Here is a 22,689-nt window from a genome sequence, read left to right as displayed (position 1 = left end):
GTAATGACGAGCTTCCTGGAGGACGTCGACACGGCCGTCAGCGTCCGGTACGTCGTCGTCCTGGACGACGCGAGCCTGGGGTCGTTCAGCACCTGCGAGGGCCTCGGTTGCGAGGTGGTGATGGAGACCCGCGAGGAGGGCGGCAACAACGACTTCGTCTGGCAGCTGCCGACCCGCCTGAAGTACCCCAACATCACGCTCACCCGCCCCCTGGGCCCCGACACCGCGCTGATCGCGGCGTGGTTCGCCAAGCTCGCCACGGGGTACTCCCGGCACCCCGGCACCATCGAGGCCCAGCGCGCGGACGGCTCGAAGATCGCCTCGTGGCAGCTGCGGGACGTGGTGCCCGTCCGCTGGAAGGGACCGTCCTTCAACCCCGACCAGCCGAAGGTGCTGGTGGAGTCCCTGGAGATCGCCCACCACGGCTTCTCGGTGGAGCCGGGCGCGAGGAAGCCGCCGCAGCAGAACGGGGTGACTCGATGACCTCGGCCAGCCCGTCCATGACCCACACGAGCACGGGCGGCGCAGGAGGCGGGGAGACTCCGGCCGCCACCCTGGTGCACGCCACCCTCGACGTCCACGAGCCCTCGAAGGACGGTGCCCTGGACAAGCCCGGAGCCCAGCTGGACACCATCGAGTTCCAGTTCAACCCCAAGGAGCTGACGCTCGAGAAGTCCGCCGCCTGGCAGAAGCAGACCGCCAAGGGGGACCAGATGAGCGGGCCCCCGCAGTACAAGGGGCCGAAACCGTCCAAGCTCTCGCTGGAGATGTTCTTCGACGCCTCCGAGAAGCGCGACGACAGCGTGGTCAAGCGGGTGAACCAGCTCTTCACCTGCTGCATCCCCACGAAGGACTCCCTCCAGCAGAACAAGGCCTCACCGCCCTGGGTCATCTTCCGCTGGGGCACCCTGACGGGGTTCCTCGCGTACGTGGCCAGCGTGCAGGCGAAGTACACCTTGTTCACCGCGCAGGGGCTGCCCGTCCGGGCCGTCTGCACCGTCGCCCTCGAACAGCTCGCCGGGGAGCCGCCGGGCCAGAACCCCACGTCGGGCGGCCGGGTGCCCCGCAGGTCCCGCACCGTGGTCGACGGGGACACCCTCGCCGGGATCGCCTACGCCGAGTACGGCAACCCCTCGCTGTGGCGGGCCGTGGCCACGCTGAACGGACTGGACGACCCCATGCGCTTGCGGCCGGGCAGCACGGTGCTGCTGCCCACCGTGGACGAGCTGCTGCGCCCGCAGGAACCGGACGTGCGACGAGGGGAGGTCCGGCGTGACCTTCGGTGAGGAGTACAGCAGCACGCTGCTGGTCCAGATCAAGGGCAGCCCGCTGCCGCCCGATCTCGCCGCGATGCTGACGGACGGGTACGTGGACGACAGCACCAACGTCCCGGACCTGTTCGTCCTGCGCTACAGCGACGAGAACGCCACCTTCCTCGACAAGTCCTCCGTCCGGATCGGCGATCCCGTCACGCTGTCCGTCCAGCGGAGCGGGCCCGCCGGCCCCACCCCCCTGCTCTCCGGTGAGGTGACCGCCCTCGAGACGGAGCTCGGCAGCGAGGGCGCCTACACCGTGGTGCGGGGCCTGGACCACTCGCACCGGCTCTTCCGCGGCCGAAGGGTGGAGGCCTACCTGCAGAGCACCGCAGCGGACATCGCCCGCACGGTCGCCACCCGCGCCGGCCTCGAGGCGGGGACGATCGACGCCCCGGGGCCCGTGCTGGAGCACGTGGCCCAGGACGGAGTCAACGACTGGGACTTCCTGCGCCGCCTCGCCGACGAGTCGGGCGCCCTGCTCTTCGTCACCGACGGCGCCCTGCACTTCACGACGGCGACCGACGCCGGAACCGCTCCGTCCGGGCAGGGCGGGGCGCGCCAGGACCAGCTGGTCGTCGAGCGGGGCGTGAACCTGCTGATGCTGCGCGGGACGGTCACGTCCGCGGACCAGGTGCCCGACGTCGAGGTGCGCGGCTGGGACGTCGACGGCAAGCGGGAGATCGTGGCCGTCGCCCCGGCGAAGACCCTCAGCGCGGTGCTGGAGGGCACCCGGCCCGCCGACCTCGCAGGGACGTTCAAGAGCCCGCGCTACATGGCCCCGGCCACCGTGTTCGGCCAGCCCGCGCAGTGCGAGGCCGCGGCCACCGCGCTGGCCGCGCACCTGGCGGGCGGCTTCGCCGAGCTCGACGGGGTGGCCCGCGGCAACCCCCGGCTGCGCTCCGGTGCCGCGGTCTCCCTCGTGGGCGTCGGCAAGCCGTTCGAGGGCAGCTACACGCTCAGCTCCGCACGCCACGAGTTCAGCCGCGAGACCGGCTACCGCACGTCCTTCACCGTCAGCCACGCCTCGGAGCGCTCCTTCTACGGCGTCGCCGCCGGGGCCGGGCTGCGCGGCGACCGCTCCGCGGCCTTCCCCGGAGTCCTCAACGCCGTGGTCACGGCCGTGCAGGACCCGCAGGGCCAGGGGCGGGTCAAGGTCAAGTTCCCTCTGCTCTCGGACACCTTCGAGAGCACGTGGGCGCGCACGGTCCAGCTCGGGGCAGGTGCGGCCCGGGGCGCCGTGGTCCTGCCCGAGGTCGGGGACGAGGTCCTCGTCGCGTTCGGGCAGGGCAGCTTCCAGCAGCCCTTCCTCCTCGGGGGGCTCTACAACGGCCAGGACCTGCCGGACAAGCCGTGGGACGAGCACGTGGGATCGACCGACGGCGCGATCGAGCGGCGGGCCTTCGTGTCCCGCACCGGGATGCTCGTCGAGTTCGTGGAGACCCCGGCCGAGGAACGGCTGACGCTGAGCACCCACGACGGTGCACAGACGGTGTCACTCATCCAGAAGGGTGCCGCCGGCATCGAGATCCTCTCGGAGGGCCCGGTGACCGTGACGGCCAAGGACCGGATCGACGTCACCACGTCCACCGGGGACGTCACCGTCAAGGGCAGGAACGTGACGGTCGAGGCGACGGCCGCTCTGGCCCTCAAGGGCGCCACTGTCACCGCGGAGGGCCGGACGACGGCGGAGCTCAAGGCCGCCAGCGCCAAGGTGTCCGGCACCGCGGCGGCCGAGCTCTCGGGCGGGGCGACGACCACGGTGAAGGGCGGTGTGGTCCGCATCAACTAGGCGCCGGCCGCGGGGGTGCGCCGCAGGACGCAGACACCGGGAAGCCGACACCGGGAAGCAGGAGTCGGGAAGCAGGAGTCGGAGAGCTGGAGGAGGCAGGACGATGGGACAGGAGTTCATCGGCTCCGGGTGGGCCTTTCCGCTGCGCACGGACCGGACCGGGAGCATCGCGCTGGCCCGGGAGACGCGGGAGATCGAGGAGAGCATCTACCTCGTCCTGGCCACGGCCCCCGGCGAACGGCCCATGCGTCCCGAGTTCGGCTGCGCCGTGCACGACTACGTGTTCGCCCCGGCGGACGCCTCCACCGCGGGCGACATCGCCTTCGCCGTCCGGGTGGCCCTCGACCGCTGGGAGCCGCGGATCAATCTGGAGGACATCCTGGTCCATCTCGACACCGCCGAGGACGGGGTCCTGCTCATCGAGGTGCAGTACACCGTGCGGGGCACCAACGACCCGCGCAACCTCGTGTTCCCGTTCTACACGATCCCCCGCCACGACCAGGAGACGTGATCCGATGCTCCCCTCACCGCATCTCGACGACCGCCGTTTCCAGGACCTGGTGGACGACGCCAAGCGCATGATCGCCCAGCGCTGCCCCGAGTGGACCGACCACAACGTCTCCGATCCGGGGGTGACGCTGATCGAGGCGTTCGCGTTCATGACGGACGAGCTGTTCTACCGTCTCAACCGCGTTCCGGACCGGCTGTACATCGCATTCCTGGAGCTGCTGGGGGTGAGCCTGCACCCGCCCACGGCCGCCACCGTGGAGCTGCTGCTGTGGCTGTCCGCGCCCCAGCCCAGCCCGGTCGTGGTCCCCAAGGGGACGGAGGCCGCCACGCGGCGCACCGACGAGGACGACACCGTCTCCTTCGCCACAGCCCGCGAGCTCGTGATCCCGCCGCGCACCCTCGCCCACCTGAGGACGAGCACCCGCGGGGGCGAGCCCGTCGCGCGGCCGGTCCGTGCCCGCGGGGACGAGGACTTCCCCTGCTTCGGCGATCCTCCCCTGCCCGACGACGTGCTGCTCCTGGGGCTCGACGACAGCGCCCCCTCGTGCGCGCTCGCCCTCCGGTTCGACTGCGAGGTCCGCGGCGTCGGTGTCGATCCCCGCTACCCGCCGCTGGTCTGGGAGGCCTGGACCGGCGCCGTGTGGACCCGCTGCGACGTGGACAAGGACGAGACGGGCGGGCTCAACCGCCCGGGCGACGTGGTCCTCCACCTGCCCCACGCCCACACGGCCTCGATGGTCGGCGGAACCCGGGCCGGCTGGGTGCGCTGCCGGGTGGTGCACCCCCTCGAGGGCTTCCCGCCCTACAGCGCCTCCCCCCGCATCCGGTCGGTCAGCGCCTTCACGATCGGCGGTTCCGTCCCGGCGGTGCACGCGGAGACCGTCCACGACGAGGTCCTGGGCACCTCCGAGGGCACCCCGGGTCAGTCGTTCCCCCTCGCCCGCCGGCCCGTGGTCCCCGGTGGACCCCCCTTCGCCGTCGAGGTCACCGACGGCTCCGGGTGGCAGACCTGGACCGAGGTCGACTCCTTCGCGAACTCCTCCCCGGACGACCGCGTGGTCCGGCTCGACCGCGCCGAGGGCGTCGTCCGGCTCCCGCCCGCCGTCCGGGAGGCGGACGGGTCCCTGCGCGCCTACGGCGCCGTCCCACCCGTGGGCAGCACGATCCGGGTGCGGGAGTACCGCACCGGCGGAGGACCCCGCGGCAACGTCGCCGCGCACGTGGTGACGGTCCTGCGCTCCACGATCCCCTTCGTGGTGCGGGTCGAGAACCGCCGCGCGGCCCAGGGCGGGGTCGCGATGGAGACCGTGGAGCAGGCCCGGCAGCGCGGTCCGCTCGCGTTGCGGACCAGGGACCGGGCCGTGACCACCGAGGACTACGAACAGCTGTCCCGCCGGGCCGCTCCCGGCATCGCCCGGGTACGGTGCATCCCCGCGTCCTCGGACGCCGACGCGGGCGGTGTCCGGGTGCTCGTGGTCCCCACCGCCGTGCCCGACGACGAGCACCGGCTGCGGTTCGGGGACCTCGTCCCGGACGACGACACGCTCACCGTCGTGGCGGAGTACCTGGACGAGCGCCGTCCGGTCGGGGCCCGGGTGGTCGTGGAGCCGCCCCGCTACCGGGGCGTGACCGTCATCGCCCGCCTGACGGCCCGCCGGAGGGTCGCCACCGACACCCTCAAGCGGGAGGCGCTGAAGGCCCTGTACGAGTACTTCGACCCCATCCGGGGTGGTCCCGACGGCGACGGCTGGCCCTTCGGCCGGCCGGTGCAGGCGGGCGAGGTGCACGCAGTGCTCCAGCGCCTGCCCGGCACCGAGATCGTCGACGACGTGTTCCTCTTCGCCGTGGATCCCCGCAACGGTGAGCGCGGGGACCGGGTGCAGCGGATCGACCTGGACAAGCACGACCTGGTGTTCTCCTTCGGCCACCAGGTGCGCGTCGCGGAGGGAGAGTGAGATGCGCGGACGGATCCCCGGACTCGCCAGTCCCGTCCCCGTGGCCTCCCGCCTGCCCGCCGTGCTGCAGGAGGACGAGTTCCTGCAGCGGTTCCTCGCGAGCTTCGACGAGTCGCTGGCCCCCGTGTTCCTGACCCTCGACGGGCTGGCGTCCTACGTGGACCCGCGGTTGGCGCCCGAGGACTTCCTCGACTGGCTCTCCGAGTGGGTGGGGGTGCGCGCCGACGAGCACTGGCCGGTGGCGCAGCGCCGGGAGATCGTCGCCAACGGGGCCCGCATCCACCGGCGCCGCGGCACCGCGGCGGGCATCGCCGACGCCGTGCGGCTCGCGGCCGCGGGCGTCGTCCACGTCGACGTCGAGGACACCGGGGGCACGGTCTGGTCCCGGACCCCGCACACCGTGCTCCCGGGGAGCCCGCGCCAGGGACTGCACGTACGCGTGCACGCGAGGTCCCTCGAGGACGTGAACGTGCGGCGGCTGGACGCCGTGGTCCGCGCCGTGAAACCGGCCCACGTCCCGCACACCCTCGAGGTGGTCCGGACGACCGAGAACGGCACCTGAGGAGACCGACATGCAGATCTGCCCGGAGTGCGGCACCCGCAATGCGGCGGGCGCCCAGTTCTGCTCCAACTGCGGCACGTTCCTGGCCTGGGAGGACGAGCAGCCCCCGGCACGCACCGGCAGCTCCGCTCCGCCCCCGCAACGGCCTCCGGACCCCCCGCCGCAGCCTGCCCGGCCCCCTCGGGAGGACTCCGCTCCGCGCCCGGCGACCTCTCGGGTGGTGCGGACCAGCAAACGGGTGACCCCGATGCCGTCGTCGTCTCCCCCGTCGTCCCCACCGGCGCCGCCTCCTCCGGCGGCACCTCCCCCGGCGTCCACACCGCCGTCCCCGCCGCCGGCGGCCCCGTCGTCGATGCGTCCCCCCGACGGCACGGAGAAGGTCACGTCGTCGCGGGTCCAGGGCCCCGGCTCGCTCCCCCCGTCGCGGGAGCCGGAGGCGGTGCCGCCCGGGGACACCCAGGCCGCGCCGCCACGCCCGCGGGACCAGGAGGCCGACGCCCCTGCTCCGGGGGAGATCGTCTGTTCCCGGTGCGGCGCCGGGAACTCTCCGGACCGGCACTTCTGCCGGCGGTGTGCGATGGAGCTCCGCCGGAGCGCCCCCAGCCCGGCGCCCCCGCCACCACCACCCCGCCCGAGACGCTCACCCGTCGTCTGGGTCCTCGTGGTCCTGGCGGCCCTGGTCGTCCTGTGGCTGCTGATCGAGCTGCTGTAGGGGCGGGGCTGCCCGTGGCAGGTGCGCCGGCCGGTCAGCCGGGACCGGGGACGATGCCGAGGGAGTCGAGCATGTGGCGGTAGCGCCGCCGGGTGCGCTCGGCCTCGGCCACCTCCCCGGTGTCCCGCAGCAGCTCGATGAGCAGCCGCCACGAGTCGTCGCTCCAGGGGTTGATCTCCACGCTGCGGACCGCCGCCGCGACGGCGGCCTCCCCGCGGCCCAGGGACGACCTCGTCCGCGCGAGCGCCCCGGCGGCCTGCGCGGCGCGCAGACGGTAGCGGTCGCGGGTCTCCAGCAGCCAATCCGCGGGGCCTTCCTCCGGGAGCACGTCACCGGAGTACAGCTCGACCGCGCCCTGGAGAGCGGCCTCCGCCTGCGCCAGGTCCCCCCGTCGGCGCGCGGCCCCGGCCTCGTGCAGGAAACGGTCGAACTCGGCGAGGTCGCACCACGAGCCCGGGTCGGGGAACAGCACGTAGGAGTTTCCCTGGCGCACGATCGCCCGCCGGCCGTCGCGGTCCTCCGGCGTGTGCAGGACGGCGCGCAGGGCCGAGATGCACACCTGCAGGTTGTGCAGCGCCCTCGGTCCTTCCAGGTCCTCCCAGAGGATGCCGGCGAGCCACTCGCGGTGCACGGGCCGGCCGGAGTGCAGGGCCAGCAGGCGCAGCACGGTCCGAGCGCGGGGTCGCACCGCGCCGAGGTCCACCGGTCCCGTCCCGAGCCGCACCGCCAGCCCACCGAAGCACGCGACCTCGACCGCCGGCCCACCGGGAACGGGAAGCGCCCCTCCGGTCAGGGCCCGTGCCCCGGGCGGCGGGTCGCCCACCGCCGCAGGGCGTGGGGCGAGGGTCGTGGCCCACGCGGCCAGCACGTCCGCGTGCAGCGCCCGGAACCTGCCGGCGAGGACCGCGGCCCCGTCCTCGCAGAACCCTCCGCCGCGCCCGCCGGCGAGAACCGTGGCGGCGTGCAGGAGCGCCGCCCCCCAGTCGTCGCCGCGTCGCTCGCACTCCCGGACCACCGCTTCGGCCAGCTCCGAGCCGGCGGGATCGCCGGACAGGGCGGCCAGCATGCCCTCCGACAACCGGGCCAGCCACGAGAACCCGTCGCACCGTGCGTGCCGGTGCACGGCCTCCATCTCGCCGGAGGCCGCGTCGGTGGCGGGGCTCGGCTCCCCGGACTCGAAGAGGGCCAGGACCAGCTGCGCCGCGAGCGCGGAGAGCCGGTCCTGCTCGAGGTGCTGGGCGCACCGGCGCAGCAGCGGCAGCGCGGCGCGGCGGTCGCCCGCCAGCAACCACGCGATGCCCGCCGCCAGCAGGTCCACGCCGTGGGGATCGGGGCCCAGGGCCCGGGCGACGGCCGCGGGATCGCGCCGGGTGGCCGTGCGCAGCGCGGGCTCCTGCTCGGTCTGCGCGGCCGGGGCGGAGATCCGGTCGGGAGAAGCCCACACGGCCGACCGGTCCCGGAGCTGCACTGCGAGCTCCGCGCCGACGCGGTCCTCGCTCTGCTCCAGCACCCGGCACGCCGCCGCGTGCGCCGCCCCGAACCGCCCGTCGTCGAACAGGCGGCGGGCGTCGGCGAGCCCGAACCATGAGTCCGTGCCGGCCATGCCGGCGGGCAGCCGCTCGGCCCAGCCGCAGGAGCCCGGGGCGAGGGCCGCCGCGCCGGAGCGCTCCAGCAAGCGGCGGGCCTCGTCCCACCGGCTGTCCGCCGCGAGCAGCTCGAGCGCGTTGCCCAGGTCGCCGTCGCGCTCCAGCAGTGAGACCGCACGGCCGCGCAGGACCGCGTAGCGGTCGAACTCCGTGCCGTCCCGGAGCTCCTCGGCGAAGAAGCGGCGCACCACCTCGGGCATCCGCAGTCCCCCCACCACGTCGTCGGCCGAGAGGAGGGACCGGCGTCCCAGCTCGTGCAGCACCGGCGAGGCGGTGCCCGCGGTGCCGAGCAGCCCGTCGCAGCGCCGCGGGGTCACGACGTCGAACATGGACGCGAGCTGCAGCAGCTCGTGCTCCTGCGCCGACAGGTCCTCCAGCACGTGGTGCCTCAGGTAGTCCCACGCGTAGTGGGCGCCGGCGGTGCAGGCCGCCCGGTGCCGCTCCACGGGGCTGCGGTTCATCGCGTGGAGGTGGTAGAGGTGCAGAGCGGCGGCCCACCCGTCCGTGGTCCGCACGAGGTCGAGCAGCTGTGCCGGTTCCAGGGGCCGGCCGTAGACGTCGCGGAAGAGCGCATCGGCCTCGTCGACCCGGAAGCGCAGGTCGTCGCCGTCGACGAGCACCACCGAGGAGAACTCCGGCCGGGCGAGGTTGAAGGACGGAGCCCGCCGACCCGCCGCCAGGAGGTGGACGTTGGGCGGGCTGAGGAGGAGCAACCGTTCCAGCTCCGTCTCGGCCGGGGTCCCGGCGATCAGGTGCACGTCGTCGAGCACGATGAGCAGGGGCCGACCGGCCCGTGCCGCCAGTGAGGCCAGCTCCGCCGTGCCCCGTGGCTCCGGACCGTTCAGCAGGGTGGCGACCTCTCCGGCCAGTCCGGCCAGCAACCGTTCCGGGTGCGCGTCCGCCGGATCCACCCGGTGCCAGACCAGGGGCTCCGGTCGATGCGCCGCCCAGTGGGCCAGCAGCGTGGTCTTGCCGGTCCCGTGCGGAGCCACCACGAGTCCGAGACGGGCGGAGAGCACCGCGTCCAGCCGGCGCACCAGGCGCTCGCGCACGAGCCCGTCGGCGCAGGGCGGGCCCGGACCGTGCGGGACGTCCTCCCTGCCCGTCATGGCATCCACCCCCGGGTGGTCTCGGAACGGTCGGTGCGGTGCGGGAGGTCGCCCCCGGGGGGCGCTCACGCGGCGGGGCCGCCCGACACCGGCGCCTGGCGCGTCTTCCCGCCGAGCCACCGGCCCCGCTTCCATCCTAGAAGGGATCGGCCCTGGTCAGAGCCGGAGATCGGCGCATTACGGGCATAACAATGCCGTGACGTGCGGCGGGCGGGGCCCTGGGTCCGGAACGCGCCCGGCGGGCCGGAAGCGCGCGGTGGCCCGACCGGTGGGTAAGGTCGTCCGCGTCAGCAACGACGACGAGGCATCGACGAAGAGGAACCATGATCGAAGCGCTGGGACACCTGGGAGCGGACGGGGAGGAGTACCCGGACGCGTACTTCGTGCGACTGGACGGCACCCGGTTCCGCTCGACGCTGCACTCGCAGGGGGCGTGGAACGAGGCCGAGCAGCACATGGGTGCCGCCTCGGGGCTGCTGGCCCACGCCGTGGAGGTCGACCACCCCCGCGAGGACCTCCTGCCCGTGCGCTTCTCCTACGACATCCTCGGCTTCATCCCCGGCGGCGAGGTCGAGGTCACCACGCGCGTGACCCGCCCTGGGCGCACCATCGAACTGGTCGAGGCCACCATGAGCCACGCGGGACGCTCCTGCATCCGGCTCAGCGCGTGGCGGCTGGTGCGGGGCGAGACCGCGGGCTCCGCCGGCACGCACCGGGAGGCCCTGCCGCCCGTGACCGACGCCCTGCCCACCACGATGACCGGGCGCTGGCCGGGCGGGTACATCGCTTCCCTCGAGGGCCGGACCGTGCGGGAGCACCGGCCCGGCAGGGCCGCCATGTGGCTGCGCGCGCCGCACGCCGTCGTCGCCGGGGAGGAGTCCTCCACCACGGCGCGGTTCCTGGCGGCGGTGGACGCCGCCAACGGCATCGCCGTGCGGGTCGACCCCGACGAGATGGCCTTCCCCAACGTGGACCTCGGCGTGCACCTCGTCCGGGAGCCGGTCTCCCCGTGGGTGGGCCTCGACACGCACGTCACCTTCGGCGACACCGGTGTGGGCCTGACCGAGTCCGCGCTGTACGACGAGGCCGGCTACCTGGGCCAGGTGGCCCAGTCCCTGACGATCCGGCCGCTCCCCGTCTCCGGCTGAGCCCGGGCCCGTCCGGGGCGCCCGTCGCGCGACCGTACAATGGGGCGGGATTCCCGACGTCGAGACCAGGGGCGACCGTGCCCCGAGGAGGCCATCGAAGTGAGCAGCATCAACATCACCGTGATCGACCGCGAGGGCAACCGCACCGAAGGTGTCGAGTGGAAGGACTACGAGAGCCTCATGGAGGCCCTCACGCGCCACAAGTACCCGATCCTGGCGACCTGCGGCGGCAACGCGTCCTGCTCCACCTGCCACTCCTACCTCGACCAGAGCTCCTTCTCGAAGGCCAACGAGATCAACGACGAGGAGGAGGACCTCCTCGACATGCTCGACGACACCCGGCACGACACCTCCCGGCTCAGCTGCCAGGTGGAGTGGTCGGAGGAGCTCGACGGCGCCGAGGTCACCATCGCCCCCGAGTGGTGAGCCCCGCGTCCCCGCGGGGACGATCCCGCCAGCTCTGACCAGACCCCGGACGGACCGGCGCTGCCGGCGCGCAGGAAGTGGACCATGACCGACATCCGTGACGATCTCACGACCCGCGCCGCCTACGTCTCGGACGCGTCGATCTACCGTCGGCTGCCCGAGGCGGTGGCCGAGCCGCGCAGCGTCGAGGAGGTCCGCGAGCTGCTGGTGCTGGCGAAGGAACGGGGCTGGTCGGTGGTCTCCCGGGGTGGGGGGACCTCCGTGGCGGGCAACGCGATCGGTGACGGGCTGGTCATCGACACGTCCCGGCACTTCAACCGGATCCTGGCCATCGACCCCGAGGCGGCCACCGCCACGATCGAGCCCGGGGTGATCTGCGACCAGCTGCGCACCGCGGCGTCCGAGTTCGGCCTCACCTACGGCCCCGACCCCTCGACGCACTCGCGGGCCACGATCGGCGGGATGGTCGCCAACAACGCCTGCGGCTCCCACTCCGTGGCCTGGGGCACCTCGGCGGACAACCTGGTCTCCCTGAAGGTCATGCTCGCCGACGGCCGGGTGGTCGAGCTGCACGAGGGCGGCACCTCCGAACCGGGGATCGACCGGGCCCTGACCGGGGTCCGGGACCGGCACCTGGCGATGCTGCGCACCGAGCTCGGCCAGTTCCCCCGCCAGGTCTCCGGGTACGGGTTGCACTACCTGCTGCCCGAGAAGGGCTTCGACGCCGCGAAGGCCTTCGCCGGGACGGAGGGCACCTGCGGGATCATCACAGAGCTCACGGTCCGGCTGGTGGCCAAGCCCGCCCACACGGCCCTGGCCGTGCTGGGCTTCCCGGACGCGTTCGAGGCCGCCACCGCCGCCCCGAAGCTGCGCGTGCCCGGGGTGTACACGATCGAGGGCATGGGCTCGGACCTGCTCGAGGCCCTGCGCACCCGGCAGGGCCAGGAGCGCGCCGGCTCGGAGCTGCCCCGCGGCGGCGGCTGGCTCTACTGCGAGGTCGGCGCGGACACCCTGGAGGAGGCCGAGGCCCGGGCCCGGGAGCTGCCGGGGCTCGTCCCGGAGAACGTCGTGGACTCCGTGATCGTCTCCGGCGCGACCGAGGCCAAGGCCCTGTGGCGGATCCGCGAGGCCGGTGCGGGCATCGTGACCCGCCTGCCCGAGGGCGGGGAGGCCTGGCCCGGGTGGGAGGACTCCGCGGTCCCGCCGGAGCGCCTGGGCGAGTACCTGCGCGACCTCTACGACCTGCTGCACGAACTCGGCCTCACCGGCATCCCCTTCGGGCACTTCGGCGAGGGCTGCGTGCACATCCGCATCTCCTTCGACTTCGGCACCGAGGCCGGGGTGGCGGCCTACCGCACGTTCATCGAGCGCGCCGCGCGGCTCGTGCACCGCTACGGCGGCTCGGTCTCCGGGGAGCACGGCGACGGCCGGGCCCGCTCCGAGCTGCTGGCCACGATCTACTCCCGGCAGGCGCTGGACTCCTTCGCGGAGTTCAAGGCCGTCTTCGACCCGGACGGCGTCTTCAACCCCGGCGTGCTCGTGGACCCGGAGCCCATCGACCGGGGCATCCGTCCCGGGCCCGGCGCGCGGACGTTCGACCTGACGCCGGTGCACGCGTTCTCCCGTGACGGCGGCTCGTTCTCCAGCGCGGTCAACCGGTGCGTGGGCGTGGGCGCGTGCCGCTCCGACGTCGGCGCCATGTGCCCGTCCTTCCAGGCGACCCACGACGAGGTGCACTCGACCCGGGGCCGCGCCCGGTCCCTGGCCGAGATGCTGCGCGGGGAGTCCATCACGGCGGGCTGGAAGTCGAAGGAGACCCTCGAGGCCCTGGACCTGTGCCTGTCCTGCAAGGCGTGTGCCACCGAGTGCCCGGTCAACGTGGACATGGCGACCTACAAGGCCGAGTTCCTGCACCACCACTACCGGCACGGCCTGCTCTCCTTCCTCGGCCGCAACCGGCGGCCGATGGCGCAGTTCACGATGGGCTGGATGCCGCTCCTGATGCGGATCGTCGAGAAGGTGCCCTTCTCCTTCCGGGCGATCAACCTCCTCGAGTCCCTCCGTCCCGTCGAGGAGCTGACCAAGCGGCTCGGCGGGATCGAGCCGCGCCGGCGGATGATCTCCTTCGCCGAGCAGCCGCTCACCCGCTGGTTCCGCGGCCGTTCCGCCGCCCGGGCCGGCGACGGGGCCGACGGGCGCCCGTCCGTGGTGCTGTGGCCCGACACGTTCACGAACTTCTCCGCCGACGCCCCCGGCAAGGCCGCCGTGGAGGTGCTCGAGGCCATGGGCTACCGGGTGCTGATGCCCATGGGCAACGTGTGCTGCGGGCTGACGTGGCACTCCACCGGGCAGCTGGACATGACGCAGAAGGTGCTGCGCGACACCCTCGACGTGATGGAGCCGCTGCTGGAGGCCGGGTACCCGGTCATCGGGCTCGAGCCCTCGTGCACGGTCATGCTCCAGGACGAGATCACGGAGCTGCTCCCCGACGACCCCCGGGCCCGCAGGGTCAGCGAGCTGACGACGACGATCGGCGCGTTCGCGGCCCGCCACCTGGCCGAGGGCGGCGCGTGGCCGTTCCGGGAGCTGGCCACCGAGGCGGGTCCCGCCGGTGCCGTGTGCCAGGTCCACTGCCACCAGCAGTCGATGAGCGGCTACGGCCCGGAGCTGGAGGTCCTCGCGAAGCTGGGCGTGGACACCGCCGTGGTCGGCGGCGGGTGCTGCGGGCTCGCGGGCAACTGGGGCTTCGAGCCCGGCCACTACGAGGTCTCGCAGACCCTCGGCGAACGCGAGCTGTTCCCCGCCATCCGCAATGCGGCGGACGGCACGATCGTGCTCGCCGACGGCTTCTCCTGCCGTACCCAGATCGCCCAGGGCACCGGCGCCGACGGCGTCCATCTCGCCGAGGTGATGCGCGCGGCGCTGCCCCCGTCGGAGCCCGGCGAGCGGTAGCGCGCGCACCGGGAGCGGCCCCGGCCGGGGCGTGCGCCGCCCCGGGCCACGGTGTCGGTGGCCCTGCCTAGAATGAGGGGCCCGGGAGGGATCGTCTCCCGGGACGTGGCACGCCACGACGTCCGCCCGAGGAGGATATCCCCCCATGTCTTCGCTCATCCCCGTGTCCCGCCCCGTTCTGGGCGCGCTCGCCCTCGCCCTGGCCCTGACCGCCTGCGCGGGTCCGGAAGCGGACCGGGCCGGCTCCGGGAGCGGGGCGGAGTCCTCCGCGGCCCCGTCCCGGGCGACCCCCGCCGGGACCGCGACGGGGACCGGTGCCGGGAACGCCACGGAGCCGGCCGGAGCAGGAACAGGGGAACAGTCCGAGGAACGGACCGGCGATCAGGCCGATGACCCCTCCCCTGACCCGCCCACCGCCGAGCCGGCGGAGTCCCGCGCGGCGGACGACCCCGCGGACGACCCCGCCGCGGCCGGGGACGGTCCGGCCGCGGACGGGACGAACGGCGGAGGGCGGCACGGCGCCGCCGACGACGCGGCGGAGGGCGGCACGGCCGCCGGCGGCGGCACCACCGGCGCACGCACCGGCAGCGGCACCCCGCTGTGCACCACGTCCCAGCTCGAGCTCGCGGCCGCCCCGGTGGGCGGTGCCGCCGGCTCCGTCCACGTGGACCTCGTCCTCACCAACGCGGGCGAGAGCCCGTGCACGCTCGCCGGCTACGCCGGGGTGTCCTTCGTGGACGCCGCGGGCACGATCATCGGCTCCCCGGCGGTGCGGGACGCCACCGTCCCCGGCACCGGCCGGGTCGTGGCGCCCGGGGCATCCGCCAGCGCCGGCCTGCGCGTGAGCCAGGCCGGCAATCACCCGACCTGCGACGCCCGGACCGCCTCCGGGCTGCGCGTCTACCCGCCCGAGAACACGGAGTCCGTCGTGATCCCCTTCCCCGTGGAGGCCTGCGGCGATCCGCAGATCCACCAGCTCGAGATCCAGGGCCTTGGCGCCTGAACCAGCCCTGAGCCTGTTCACCGAGCACACCCGGGCCTGGTTCTCGGGTGCGTTCGCTGCGCCCACCGCCGCGCAGGAGGGCGCGTGGCGGGCGATCGCCGCGCGGCGCCACGCCCTGATCGTGGCGCCCACCGGCTCCGGCAAGACCCTGGCCGCCTTCCTGTGGGCGCTGGACCGGTTCGTGGCCGAGGCCGCGGACCGCCCGGTCGCCGGCACCACCGCCGGCGCGCCGGCCGGCGCGGCGGCCGACGGCGGGAGCCTGCGGACCAAGGCCCGCTCCGCGAGCGCCTCCGGCGGGCGGCGCGGGACCCGCGTCCTCTACATCTCCCCGCTCAAGGCCCTGGGCGTGGACGTGGAGCGCAACCTGCGCGCCCCCCTCATCGGCATCTCGCAGACGGCCCGGCACGCCGGGATCGAGCCGCCGGAGATCAGCGTGGGCGTCCGCTCCGGGGACACCCCCCAGGCGATCCGCCGGGCCCTGCTCACGAACCCCCCGGACATCCTCATCACCACCCCCGAGTCGCTGTACCTGATGCTCACCTCCAAGGCGCGGGAGACCCTCACCGACGTGCAGACGGTGATCGTGGACGAGGTGCACGCCGTGGCCGGCACCAAGCGGGGCGCGCACCTGGCGGTCACGCTCGAACGGCTGGACGCCCTGCTGGAGCAGCCGGTGCAGCGCATCGGGCTGTCCGCGACCGTCGAGCCGATCGAGACGGTCGCCCGCTTCCTGGGCGGACGGGAGCCGGTCACCGTCGTCGCCCCGCGGGCGGAGAAGACGTGGGACCTCACGGTCTCGGTGCCCATCCCGGACATGACGGTGCTCGGCGGGCCGAGCGCCTCGCCGTCCCTGGCCGGGTCCGCCTTCGGGGACGACGACCTCGGCGCCCTGGCCCCCACGACCACGGCCTCGATCTGGCCGCACGTCGAGGAGCGGGTCGTGGACCTCGTGCTCGAGAACCGTTCCACCATCGTGTTCGCCAACTCCCGCGGCCTGGCCGAAAAGCTCACGGCGCGGCTCAACGAGATCTACGCGTTCCGCGTGGAGCACACGGACCCGGACGGCAGCACCCCGGACGGCGCCACCCGGAACGGCACCGGCCCGCACGACGGCGGTGCGCCCGGGCTCCCGGCGGGCTCCGCCCCCCAGCAGGTCGGGGACGTGCTGCGGTCCGCCCTGGCCGGGCCGGACCCGGCCGGGGCCGGCGTGCCCACCGCCCCGGAGCCTGCGGACCTGCGCCGGCAGACCGGCCGCTACGAGGGTGCGGCACCGGTGCTGGCCCGCGCCCACCACGGGTCCGTCTCCAAGGACCAGCGGGCCGTGATCGAGGACGACCTCAAGACCGGGCGGCTGCGCTGCGTCGTGGCCACGTCCTCCCTCGAGCTGGGCATCGACATGGGCGCGGTGGACCTGGTGGTCCAGATCGAGGCCCCGCCCTCGGCGGCCTCGGGGCTGCAGCGCGTGGGCCGCGCCGGGCACCAGGTGGGCGAGGTCTCGCGCGGCTGGTTCTACCCGAAGCACCGCGGGGACCTGCTGGACGCCGCGGTCACGGTGGAGCGGATGCTGCAGGGCCGGATCGAGCCGCTCGCGGTCCCGCTCAACCCCCTGGACGTCCTGGCCCAGCAGACCGTCGCGGCGACCGCGCTGGGGCCGGTCGACGTCGAGGAGTGGTTCGACACCGTCCGCCGGTCCTGCCCGTTCCTGACGCTGCCCCGTTCCGCCTACGACGCCACCCTGGACCTGCTCGCGGGCCGCTACCCGTCCGACGAGTTCGCCGAGCTTCGCCCGCGGATCGTGTGGGACCGGGAGACGGGGACCATCGAGGGCCGGCCCGGGGCGCAGCGCCTGGCCGTGACCTCCGGCGGCACGATCCCGGACCGCGGCCTGTTCGCGGTCTACCTCGTGGGCGAGCAGGACGGGAAGAACTCCAAGCGGGTGGGCGAGCTCGACGAGGAGATGGTCTACGAGTCCCGTGTGGGGGACGTGATCGCGCTGGGCGCCTCCAGCTGGCGGATCGAGGAGATCACCCACGACCGCGTCATCGTCTCCCCCGCCCCGGGCGTCCCGGGCAAGCTCCCGTTCTGGCACGGCGACGGTCCCGGCCGGCCCGTGGAGCTGGGCCGCGCGGTGGGCCGGTTCAACCGCGAGATCGCCGGGGCCTCCGCGGAGGACGCCCGCGCCCGCCTGGCCGCGGCCGGGCTCGACGAGTGGGCCGCCGACAACCTGCTCGCCTACGTGGGTGAGCAGAAGGAGGCCGTGGGGCAGGTCCCGTCGGACCGGCTGTTCGTCGTCGAGCGCTTCCACGACGAGCTCGGGGACTGGCGCGTGGTGCTGCACTCGCCGTTCGGGATGCCCGTGCACGCCCCGTGGGCACTGGCCGTGGGGGCCCGGCTGCACGAGCGGTACGGGCTGGACGGCTCCGCGCAGGCCGCCGACGACGGCATCGTGCTGCGCGTGCCGGCCATGGAGGACGAGCCCCCCGGGGCGGAGCTGTTCCTCTTCGACGCCGACGAGCTCGACCAGATCGTCACGGAGGAGGTGGGCGGCTCGGCGCTGTTCGCGTCCCGGTTCCGGGAGTGCGCCGCCCGGGCCCTGCTGCTGCCCCGGCGCGACCCCGGCCGGCGCTCCCCGCTGTGGCAGCAGCGCCAGCGCTCGGCGCAGCTGCTGGACGTCGCCCGGAAGTACCCGCAGTTCCCGATCATCCTGGAGACGATCCGCGAGTGCCTCCAGGACGTCTACGACCTGCCCGCGCTCAAAGAGCTCCACCGGGCGGTCGAGCGGCGCTCGATCCGGGTGGTCGAGATCACCACGGAGCAGCCCTCCCCCTTCGCCCGCACCCTGCTCTTCGGCTACGTGGCCCAGTTCCTCTACGAGGGGGACTCGCCGCTCGCCGAGCGCAAGGCCGCCGTGCTGTCCCTCGACGCCGCCCTGCTCAACGAGCTCCTGGGCCGCGCCGAGCTGCGGGAGCTGCTGGACCCCGAGGTCATCGAGCGCACGGAGGCGGAGCTGCAGCGCCTGGCCCCGGACCGCCGGCTGCGCGGGATCGAGGGCGCGGCCGACCTGCTGCGCCTGCTCGGCCCGCTCACCACCGCCGAGGCCGTCCGCCGGCTCCAGGACCCCGGGGACCCGGAGTCCCCGTGCCCCGAGGACGTCGCCGCCGGCTGGCTCGACCAGCTCGTGGCCGCCAACCGCGCCCTGCGGGTGCACCTGCGCGGTGTGGAGCACTGGGCCGCGATCGAGGACGCCTCCCGGTTGCGCGACGCACTGGGCGTCCCCCTGCCCATGGGGGTGCCGCTGGCCTTCGTGGAGCCGGTCGAGGACCCTCTGGCCGACCTCGTCTCCCGCTACGCCCGCACCCACGGGCCCTTCACCGTGGACGAGGCCGCCGCGCGGCTCGGGCTGGGCACGGCCGTGGTGCGCACCACCCTGGAGCGGCTCGCCGCGGACCGGCGCGTGGTCGAGGGCGAGTTCCGGCCGGTCCGCCCCGACGGCGGCGGGGCCGGTCCGGCGGCCTCCGAGTGGTGCGAGGCGGAGGTGCTGCGGCGGATCCGGCGCCGCTCGCTGGCCGCCCTGCGCCGGGACGTGGAGCCCGTCCCCGGGCAGGTCTACGCCCGGTTCCTGCCGGCCTGGCAGCACGTCGGCCGGGGCCACCAGCTGCGCGGCGAGGACGGGGTGCTGACGGTGGTGGACCAGCTCGCGGGCGTCGCCGTGCCCGCCTCGGCCTGGGAGCCCCTCGTGCTCGCGGCCCGGGTGGCCGACTACCGGCCCGAGCTGCTGGACGAGCTGACCGCCTCCGGGGAGGTCCTCTGGTCCGGGGCCGGGTCCCTGGCGGGCGACGACGGGTGGGTGTCGCTGCACCTGAGCGAGTCCGCCCAGCTCACCCTGCCCCCGGCCGAGACCCTCGCGGCCGCGGCCGCGGCCCTGGACTCCACGCTGGAGCGGAGGGTCCTCGACGTCCTGGCCCCCGGCGGCGCGTGGTTCTTCCCGCAGCTGCTGGGCCTGCTCGACGCCGCCGGGGAGCCCGTCCCCGCCGCCGAGCTGACCACGGCGCTGTGGAACCTCGTCTGGTCCGGGCTGGTCACCAACGACACCTTCCTGCCCGTGCGGTCCCTGCTCTCCGGCGGGCAGGCCGCCCACCGGCACAGGTCCAAGGCCCCGCGGGGCCGCTCCACGTCCCGCCGGGGTGCCGCCCGGCTGCGCCCCGGCGGGGCCTCCCGGCCCGGGATCGGCGGGGCGCTGCGCGCCACCGCCGGGGCGGCCACCCTGGAACGCCACGACTCACCGCTCGTGGCCGGGCGCTGGTCGGTGCTGCGCCCCGAGCCCCTCGACCCCACGCTGCGGGCGTCGGCCACCGCCGAGCTGCTCATGGACCGCTACGGCGTGGTGACCAAGGGTCCCGTGGCGGTCGAGGAGCTCCCCGGCGGCTTCGCCACCGTGTACAAGGTGCTCTCCACGCTCGAGGACACGGGCCGGGCCCGGCGCGGCTACTTCATCGAGGGCCTGGGCGCCGCCCAGTTCGCGCAGGCCGCCACCGTGGACCACCTCCGCACGTTCAGCACCGACGACCAGGTCCGCGCCGAGGAGCCCGTGGCGCTGGCGCTGGCCGCGACCGACCCCGCCAACCCCTACGGGGCGGCGCTCGAGTGGCCGGAGCCCGTGTCCGTCCCCGCCCCGGACGGCGGGGGCCCGCCCGCGGGGCGGCACCGGCCCGGGCGGAAGGCAGGCGCCGTCGTCGTGCTCGTGGACGGCGCCCTGGCCCTGTACGTCGAGCGCGGCGGCCGGACCGTCCTCGCGTTCACGGACGAGACAGCCGCTCTGGCCGCCGCCGGGCCCGCCGTGGCCGAGACCGTCCGCCGGGGCGCGGTGGACAAGCTGACCGTCGAGAAGGTCAACGGCGCCGGGGTCCTGGGCCACGGCCCCCTCGAGACCGCGGTGCGGGACTCCCTGCTGGCCGGCGGCTTCTACTCGACACCGCGCGGACTGAGGATGCGCCGATGAGCACTGACCCGGCTCCCGGGGGCGGCCGTGCCCGAAGGTGACACCGTCCACCGCCAGGCCGCCCTGCTGCGCCGCGCCCTGGCCGGGAGGGTCCTGACCCGCAGCGACCTCCGGTTCCCGTCGATCGCCACCGCCGACCTCTCGGGGCGCACGGTGACCGAGGTGGTGGCGCGGGGCAAGCACCTGCTGGTCCGCACCGACGGCGGCCCCGACGGCCTGCCCCCGCTCACCCTGCACTCCCACCTGCTCATGGAGGGCATGTGGCACGTCTACCCGCGCGGTGCCCGGTGGCGGCGCCCCGGCCACCAGGCACGGGCGGTGCTCGAGAACGCCGTCGCCCAGGCCGTCGGCTTCGACCTCGGCATGCTGGACCTCGTGGCCACCGCCGACGAGGACGAGCTCGTGGGCCACCTCGGCCCGGACCTGCTGGGTCCGGACTGGGACCGGGCCGAGGCGCTGACCCGGCTCGCCCGCCATCCGCGCCGGCACGTGGGGGCCGCGCTCATGGACCAGCGCAACCTGGCGGGGATCGGCAACGTCTACCGCAACGAGGTGCTGTTCCTGCAGCGGCTGCACCCCTTCACCCCGGTGGCCGCCGTCCCGGACCTCGGTGCGGTCGTGGACCTCTCCCACCGGCTGCTGCACGCCAACCGGGACCGCTCGCAGCGCTCCACGGTGGGCGGCCCGGCCCGCCGCGGCGAGCAGTTCTGGGTCTACGGCCGCGGCCGGCAGCCGTGCCGCCGGTGTGGGGCCCCGATCCGGGAGGCGCGGATCGACGACGCCGAGCTCGTGCCCGGCGAGCCGTACCCCGGGCCGCCGCGGGACCGCGCGGTGTGGTTCTGCGAGCGCTGCCAGCCCCTCCCCCGCTGAGTCCGGCCGTTGCGGCTTATCATGAGATCGCCGCCCCAGCGGCCCGACATCATGAGGAGGCACCATCAACACGACCCTGCTCGGCGCAGAGTACTTCGCGGCACCCGAGGACGGCGCGGACGGCGAGGAGTTCCGCTCCGCGTCCCGTGCCTCCGCCGCGGCCCTGGACCAGCGCGAGGACGTCGTCCGCTACAAGGACCGCTTCGCCCTGCGGATCACGGACCAGACCCCGCACGACGTCATGGTCCAGAACCTGCTCTTCCTGCGCGGGGTCCTGGACTCCGCGGGGATCGACTACCTGCTGGTGCGGGGCAACGACGAGCGCCCCGTCATCGCGGTGGACCTCAAGGACCGGCCCCGGCTGCGGCAGGCCCTGGTGGACGCGGCCGTGGGCGAGCCGTACTACGTCAAGCCGATGGACACCAAGAAGAAGACCGTGCAGCTGCTGGCCGACGGGGAGCTGTCCTCGCGCCGCAACGCCCGGGTCCTGCGGCTGTTCCGCCCCCACTACTCCGCGGAGGCCAGGCTCTACTACGGCGCCGGCACCGGTGTGCAGGTGGAGCTCTGGGAGTTCGGCGAGGACGAGATCCGGCTGCCCATCGAGAACTCGCTGACCCGGCGCACCGTCCCGGCGGCCGAGGCCGTGCGCGGCACCGTGAAGCGCTTCGGCACCACCTGGCCCACGATCGAGAACATGTTCGCCGACCACGCCATCGACATCGACTTCGCGGTCGACATGATCTTCTCGTGGGTGGACGGCTCCGACGAGGAGTACCGCAAGGTCCGGGCCTCGTACATGGCCGACGCCGTGGTGGGCGAGGGCGACGCGCACGAGGCCCGCTTCCGGCAGGTCGACGAGCTGAAGTACGCCCTGCGCTCGGTGTACATGTTCGCCCCGTGGGTGCGCAACATCTACATCGCCACCGACTCCCGGCCGCCGGCGTGGCTGGCCGAGCACCCGCGGGTGCGGATCGTGCGCAGCGAGGAGTTCTTCGCCGACACCTCGGCGCTGCCGATCTACAATTCCCAGGCGGTGGAGGCGCAGCTGCACCTCATCGAGGGGCTCTCGGAGCACTACCTGTACTCCAACGACGACATGTTCTTCGGCCGTCCGATCGGCCCGGCGCTGTTCTTCTCGCCCGGGGGGATCACGAAGTTCGTGGAGAACGAGACCCGCATCGGCCTGGGCGAGAACCACGCCGAGCGCTCCGGCTTCGAGAACGCCGCCCGCGTCAACCGCCGGCTCCTGTGGGAGCGCTTCGGCCGGATCACGACCCGCCACCTGCAGCACTGTGCGGCGCCCCTGCGTCGCAGCGTGGTCGCCGAGATGGAACAGGAGTTCCCCGCGGAGTTCGCCCGGACCGCGTCCAGCCGTTTCCGCGCGGCGGACAACATCTCGGTCACGAACTCGCTCTACCACTACTACGCGCTGCTGACCGGCCGGGCCGTCACCCAGGAGACGGCCCGCACGCTGTACGTGGACACCACCACGCGCTCCGGGCTGCAGCAGATGGAGAAGCTGCTCGGCCGCCGCAACCTGGACATGTTCTGCCTCAACGACGGCAGCTTCCCGGAGGTGCCCGGTCCCGAGCGCGCGGAGCGGATGACGGAGTTCCTCGAGCGCTACTACCCCATCAAGGCCCCCTGGGAGAAGTGACCGCGGGGACGTTCCGGCCCGCGGCCGGTGCCGGG

The 22,689-nt window shown here is 74.3% G+C and carries 15 protein-coding genes and 1 pseudogene; 15 read left to right on the top strand and 1 reads right to left on the bottom strand.

Going from position 1 to position 22,689, the window contains the following annotated elements:
• Positions 1-3 precede the first annotated feature (3 nt).
• From ACH9D2_RS13935 to ACH9D2_RS13900, 8 genes and pseudogenes are all read left to right on the top strand, one after another.
• On the top strand, positions 4-483 hold the full coding sequence (locus ACH9D2_RS13935) for a phage tail protein (RefSeq protein ID WP_396363404.1): 480 nt from the start codon (positions 4-6) through the stop codon (positions 481-483).
• Positions 480-1,286: a CIS tube protein gene (locus ACH9D2_RS13930; RefSeq protein WP_396363403.1), complete on the top strand. Its 807-nt coding sequence runs from the start codon at positions 480-482 to the stop codon at positions 1,284-1,286. The genes ACH9D2_RS13935 and ACH9D2_RS13930 overlap by 4 nt, the downstream gene beginning before the upstream one ends.
• The gene (locus tag ACH9D2_RS13925) at positions 1,273-3,105 is read left to right on the top strand and encodes a VgrG-related protein (protein WP_396363402.1); all 1,833 of its coding nucleotides are present in this window, start codon (positions 1,273-1,275) and stop codon (positions 3,103-3,105) included. The genes ACH9D2_RS13930 and ACH9D2_RS13925 overlap by 14 nt, the downstream gene beginning before the upstream one ends.
• A 103-nt stretch (positions 3,106-3,208) precedes the next feature.
• Positions 3,209-3,616, top strand: a complete 408-nt coding sequence (locus ACH9D2_RS13920) for a GPW/gp25 family protein (protein WP_396363401.1) — start codon at positions 3,209-3,211, stop codon at positions 3,614-3,616.
• A gap of 4 nt (positions 3,617-3,620) precedes the next feature.
• Complete coding sequence (locus ACH9D2_RS13915) at positions 3,621-5,570, top strand: putative baseplate assembly protein (protein WP_396363400.1); 1,950 nt, start codon at positions 3,621-3,623, stop codon at positions 5,568-5,570.
• 1 nt (position 5,571) lies between these two features.
• Entirely contained in the window at positions 5,572-6,132 is a 561-nt protein-coding gene (locus tag ACH9D2_RS13910; protein WP_396363399.1) for a phage tail protein, read from the top strand.
• 10 nt (positions 6,133-6,142) lie between these two features.
• Positions 6,143-6,208, top strand: a pseudogene (locus ACH9D2_RS13905) (zinc-ribbon domain-containing protein); the annotation flags it as partial.
• Positions 6,209-6,709: 501 nt separating this feature from the next.
• Positions 6,710-6,844: a hypothetical protein gene (locus ACH9D2_RS13900; RefSeq protein WP_396363447.1), complete on the top strand. Its 135-nt coding sequence runs from the start codon at positions 6,710-6,712 to the stop codon at positions 6,842-6,844.
• 34 nt (positions 6,845-6,878) lie between these two features.
• Here the strand turns inward: ACH9D2_RS13900 and ACH9D2_RS13895 are convergent, their stop codons facing one another.
• Positions 6,879-9,599, bottom strand: a complete 2,721-nt coding sequence (locus ACH9D2_RS13895) for a BTAD domain-containing putative transcriptional regulator (protein ID WP_396363398.1) — start codon at positions 9,597-9,599, stop codon at positions 6,879-6,881.
• A 323-nt stretch (positions 9,600-9,922) separates the two neighbouring features.
• On the opposite strand from ACH9D2_RS13895, the gene ACH9D2_RS13890 reads away from it, so the two are divergent.
• The 7 genes from ACH9D2_RS13890 (at position 9,923) to ACH9D2_RS13860 (ending at position 22,654) form a co-directional block, all read left to right on the top strand.
• Positions 9,923-10,747 (top strand): acyl-CoA thioesterase domain-containing protein, encoded by an 825-nt coding sequence (locus ACH9D2_RS13890; RefSeq protein WP_396363397.1) that lies wholly within the window; start codon positions 9,923-9,925, stop codon positions 10,745-10,747.
• 99 nt (positions 10,748-10,846) lie between these two features.
• Entirely contained in the window at positions 10,847-11,173 is a 327-nt protein-coding gene (locus ACH9D2_RS13885; RefSeq protein ID WP_396363396.1) for a 2Fe-2S iron-sulfur cluster-binding protein, read from the top strand.
• 84 nt (positions 11,174-11,257) lie between these two features.
• Positions 11,258-14,125, top strand: a complete 2,868-nt coding sequence (locus ACH9D2_RS13880) for an FAD-linked oxidase C-terminal domain-containing protein (RefSeq protein ID WP_396363395.1) — start codon at positions 11,258-11,260, stop codon at positions 14,123-14,125.
• A gap of 145 nt (positions 14,126-14,270) precedes the next feature.
• The gene (locus ACH9D2_RS13875; RefSeq protein WP_396363394.1) at positions 14,271-15,128 is read left to right on the top strand and encodes a DUF4232 domain-containing protein; all 858 of its coding nucleotides are present in this window, start codon (positions 14,271-14,273) and stop codon (positions 15,126-15,128) included.
• On the top strand, positions 15,118-20,127 hold the full coding sequence (locus ACH9D2_RS13870) for an Lhr family ATP-dependent helicase (protein WP_396363393.1): 5,010 nt from the start codon (positions 15,118-15,120) through the stop codon (positions 20,125-20,127). Before ACH9D2_RS13875 ends, ACH9D2_RS13870 begins: the two co-directional genes overlap by 11 nt.
• 27 nt (positions 20,128-20,154) lie before the next feature.
• Entirely contained in the window at positions 20,155-20,997 is an 843-nt protein-coding gene (locus ACH9D2_RS13865; protein WP_396363392.1) for a DNA-formamidopyrimidine glycosylase family protein, read from the top strand.
• Positions 20,998-21,073: 76 nt separating this feature from the next.
• Positions 21,074-22,654: a stealth conserved region 3 domain-containing protein gene (locus tag ACH9D2_RS13860; RefSeq protein ID WP_396363445.1), complete on the top strand. Its 1,581-nt coding sequence runs from the start codon at positions 21,074-21,076 to the stop codon at positions 22,652-22,654.
• Positions 22,655-22,689: the final 35 nt, after the last annotated feature.

Origin of the sequence: Kocuria rhizosphaericola, assembly GCF_044462205.1 — a bacterium.
GTDB lineage: Bacteria > Actinomycetota > Actinomycetes > Actinomycetales > Micrococcaceae > Kocuria > Kocuria rhizosphaericola.
Note: the sequence above shows the minus strand (reverse complement) of the source record. Positions and strands in the feature narration are given on the sequence as shown.